4 protein-coding genes and 1 pseudogene are annotated in these 4142 nt (G+C 57.2%); 1 reads left to right on the top strand and 4 read right to left on the bottom strand.

What is annotated here, in order from left to right; all coding sequences use genetic code 11:
• Nucleotides 1–201: 201 nt before the first annotated feature.
• The 4 genes from ACRXB1_RS32115 to ACRXB1_RS32100 form a co-directional block, all read right to left on the bottom strand.
• Complete coding sequence (locus ACRXB1_RS32115) at nucleotides 202–825, bottom strand: superoxide dismutase (protein WP_449494327.1); 624 nt, start codon at nucleotides 823–825, stop codon at nucleotides 202–204.
• Between the two features lie 34 nt (nucleotides 826–859).
• Nucleotides 860–1354 (bottom strand): hypothetical protein, encoded by a 495-nt coding sequence (locus tag ACRXB1_RS32110; RefSeq protein ID WP_449494326.1) that lies wholly within the window; start codon nucleotides 1352–1354, stop codon nucleotides 860–862.
• 135 nt (nucleotides 1355–1489) lie between these two features.
• Entirely contained in the window at nucleotides 1490–1750 is a 261-nt protein-coding gene (locus tag ACRXB1_RS32105) for a hypothetical protein (RefSeq protein ID WP_144022098.1), read from the bottom strand.
• A gap of 698 nt (nucleotides 1751–2448) precedes the next feature.
• Nucleotides 2449–3057, bottom strand: a complete 609-nt coding sequence (locus ACRXB1_RS32100) for a hypothetical protein (RefSeq protein ID WP_449494325.1) — start codon at nucleotides 3055–3057, stop codon at nucleotides 2449–2451.
• Here ACRXB1_RS32100 and ACRXB1_RS32095 point away from each other — a divergent pair.
• Nucleotides 3017–4142, top strand: a pseudogene (locus ACRXB1_RS32095) (hypothetical protein); the annotation flags it as partial. The gene ACRXB1_RS32100 and the pseudogene ACRXB1_RS32095 overlap by 41 nt on opposite strands.

The following is a 4142-nucleotide window of genomic DNA, read 5'->3' as shown; positions in this document are numbered from 1 at the left end:
TGTGTCAGCCATTGACGCCACCGGAAGCCGAGCATCTGCCGCAAATACCGGCCGTATACCGCGAGCAGGATGTACGCAAACGCAAGACCGGTGAAGATCATCAGCAGGTGCGGAAAGTCGTGGACGTGTGATTGACGTTTGATCAAAAGGCCCGTCCGGAACGCTTCTGAACGGACCTTCGAAGTACTTGCGTCGGTGATGTCACGCGCGCGCGTCGGCGTAACGGCGCGCAACTTCCGGCCAGTTGATCACGTTGTAGAACGCGGCGATGTATTCCGGACGACGGTTCTCATACTTCAGGTAGTAGGCATGTTCCCATACGTCCAGACCGAGGATCGGCGTGTTGCCTGACAGCAATGTCGTCATCAACGGGTTGTCCTGGTTCGCTGAACTTTCGACTACGAGCTTGCCTTGTTTATTGACGGAGAGCCACCCCCAGCCGCTGCCGAAACGCGTCAGGGCTGCCTTCGTGAAGGCTTCCTTGAAGGCATCGAAGCCACCCAGGTCTGCGGTGATCGCCTGACCCAGTTCGCCGTCAGGCATGCCGCCTCCTTCGGGCGACATGACCGTCCAGAACAAGCTGTGATTGGCGTGGCCGCCGCCGTTGTTGCGCACGGGCGCCTGCAACGCCTCGGGTAGTGACGCAACTTGCGCGACGAGCTTTTCGATTGGCAGATCCGCGTACTCCGTGTCCTTCAGCGCGGCGTTCAGATTGTTCACGTAGGTCTGGTGATGCTTCGTGTGATGGACTTCCATCGTGCGGGCATCGATATGTGGTTCGAGTGCATCGAACGCATAGGGCAAGGCGGGAAGGGTATAGGGCATCGTGGGTTCCTTTTGGAGTCAGTGCATCAAGACATCAATGCGGAAGAGGGTCGCCGGCGCTCAGCGCGCGTTCGCCCAGTTCGAGCGTTCGCGCGATGAGCGGATGAGGACCATGTGTAGCGATGTAGCTCAGCAACGTCACATGCGTCTCGCCGCTATGACGCAATGCGGCTTGCTGTAGTGACGGGTCGCGGGTGGTATCGAGGAAAAGTTCAAGCAGCGCTTCGTGCGCGTCGCAAAGATGCGCGACGGCGCGGTCGGTGCCACCGCGTTCGAGTTCGAGGTCGGCCAGATTGTGATGGGAGACCACGAGCGCGGCGACGCAGTCGCTTGCGCGTCCCTCGGGGAGCCGTTCAATCAGGCGACGCGCGATCTGGAGCGCCCGTTCGTAACCGTCTAACGCCGCAAGCGGTTGCGCGGCATATGACGCGGCGACGGCGGCCCGCATCGCGTATTCCCACGCAGGGAGGCTGGCGTCACGGGATATTGTGACTTCGTGGGCGGTGGAGGCAACGTGTGGCTGGTGCATGAAAGGGGCTCCTGTTCTGCACCCTTTTCGTTGACCGGACGCCTGCGTACTCGGGATGGTTAATAATAATCATTCTCGATAACCCTGTCCAGCGAAGGCCTTTTCCAACGGTGCGTGGCGTCGCCTGGATCTCATTTACTTCGATGCCGACGCTTTATCCTTCGACTTCTGCTGCCGCGCCGTTTCTTCCTTTTTCAACGTTGCGGGGTCCGTGCCGTATTCCCCCGCAGTGCCCGCGCCGCCTTTGATGCTCGCAGACTGGCCGCCGCCAGAATCGCTGCTGCTGGAATGTGTGGCAGGCGGCGCGCCGCCGGTGCTCGTTCCTTGCGCGAATGCGCCGTCTGCGAAGCAGACGGCGAGCGTCAGCATGCAAGCCGTTTTGCGAAAGTGTCCCAAGATATGTCTCCAGTTTTTCGGTCCGTGTTCAATACAAGCTTCGCAAAGATCGAACCCGGATTGCGCATTGCTGTCTTTCGGCTGCAGTACAAAGGCTTTACACCAACCGGAGATAAATCAGGTCGGCTAAATGGATCAAAGGGATCGGGGCCGCAATAGTGGCGATTGCCTGCGTGGCATGTTCAAAGAGCGGCGATTCTGGTGTTGCGACGCCTGCTCCCGGCGGCGGCATGGCGGCGTCGGCGCCGGGAGCCAGTTCTTGATCATTGCGTCATGACCGGTTATCGATGCACGCAATGATCTGCGCACCAATATACCGGCGCTCCGGCGAGCTTGGTCGCGTCGCCGCTATCGCAGATTGACATGAAGATTTTTTTTACTATTAAACTTCCTGCAGCGACTGCCGATAACAAGTAATCGAAATCACTTAGCTCGTCTCAAACCAGCATTAAAGTTTCCAGAAGGACAATGAAGGACTGCACGTCCTTGATTGCTCCGGATCTTGCGCGTATGTCCTCGCATTGAAAGTGCCCACCCTTAGATTTGCGGTTCGGTGTTTGCATGGTTTGAGAAGATTACAACGACTCGATTAACGATATTGCATCTTGTGCGATATCAATTAGCCGGCCGGCCGCGCCATGCAAAGTCGGGCACTTGCCTTTCCCGGCATGGATTGAAGGCTCAGTCAAAGTTTTAGTTTATATACGACAGAGAGCAGGGACTGCTAAAGCGTCAAAGCGTAGCCGACTTGGTTTTGGACACGTAAAAACCTCGAACATCGAATTGCTTATTGGTATGAAGAATTGCGCGTTGAGATTAGTTTGTTGTCGAAGACAGCGTTGCATGCAAGTGCTGAATATTCGCGGAAAAAGTTTAATTTGAAAACACCGGGCTCCGCTACATTTTTGCGGAGGATTTTCATCGTTCCGCAACATATTAATAATGATAAAAATCGACAGGGTACTGTTAGTTTCCATTGTCAGTGGTGTGATTTTTAGTGTCAGCGCATGTGGCGGTGGCGGCGGTTCCGATTCAACGGCCGGCGCAAGTCTCAGCAATTCTTCGGGGTCTGGCAGCAGTGCTGCAGGAGCGTCGGCGGCTTCGGCGTCTGCGTCGGCTGGCGGTGGTTCAGTGGTGCCGCCGAGCACATCGGCTGGTGCATCTTCTCCCGCGAGTAGCTCGACAATCGTCAGCAGTTCGCCGCCGCCAATAGTTCCGGCAGAGCCGCCTTCCAATGCCGGCACCACCTCGTCCGGCGCCGTGATCATGCCGCTGGAAGTCATGAGCGCGGGCAGCGGAAAGATCATTGCGGCCACCTTGTCCATTCCCGCCGGGGCGTTGGCGAAGACCCTGACCATGCGCGTGAACAATCTTTCGTACGATGCCAAGGGTTCAGTTCAAGTCAATAGCGGCAACTGGATCGACCTCGCGAACGCAAACGTTACAGTGCTCGGGAACGCAAAATCGTACGGCGGTATTGGCGGCGGTTACGACACGATCAGCCTGAACGTCCCCATAACGGGTGCGATCAACGGCAGTAACGTCATCAACTTCCGGTTCAATACCACTGATGGCGTGAGCTCGGGGTATCGGGTGCTGTCGTTCAATTTGCTCGATGGGTCAGGCAATGCACTGATAGCCGACAGCAACTTCGCACAGGACGATCCAACCCAGTGGACCGCACCGCTTCCAGGCATTGCAGATATCAGCGCGGGCGCGGCCCTGTGGAAAAACGCTGCCTTGACCGATTCACCCATCAATGCCGGGCAGCAGATCAAGGCGCATTGCATGGACTGCCACAGCGCGAGCGGAAGCGACCTGTTCAAGTTCAACTACTCGAATAACTCGATTGTCATTCGAAGCCAGTATCACGGCCTGAGCGCAAACCAGGGCTTGCAGATCGCCAGCTATATCAGAAGCCTCGCCAGCCAATATCCCACGCCGGGTCCGAAGTGCCGTCCATGGAATCCGCCGTATCAGCCGGGTCCGGGTCTGGATAGTGCGCCGGTAAGCGACTGGACATGTGGCGCTGGTATTGACGCGGTATCGGAAAATGATCTGGATACGCTTGCCGCGATTTTCCCGAGCGGCGTCAATAAAGCAGCGATATCGACGAAGGGGCATATCAATATCCGCGAAATTCCGATTGGCTTCCAACTGCCCGACTGGAATCACTGGGTTCCCCGCATTCATCCGAAAGACGCGTGGGGTGATTACTTCACGAACAGCAACATGAACAAGGAATACGCGGGCGAAGGCGCGGGTACGGCGACCTACAACATGCGGGCCCAGCTCGCCAATGGCGGCACCAGCTACGCGCAAGGCAAAACCGGCGACATCTTCAACGACCTCTATTACTGGGGCGTGGAATTCGGCGAACGGTTTGCGCCGC

It is taken from the genome of Caballeronia sp. M23-90 (genome assembly GCF_053574605.1).
Note: the sequence above shows the minus strand (reverse complement) of the source record. Positions and strands in the feature narration are given on the sequence as shown.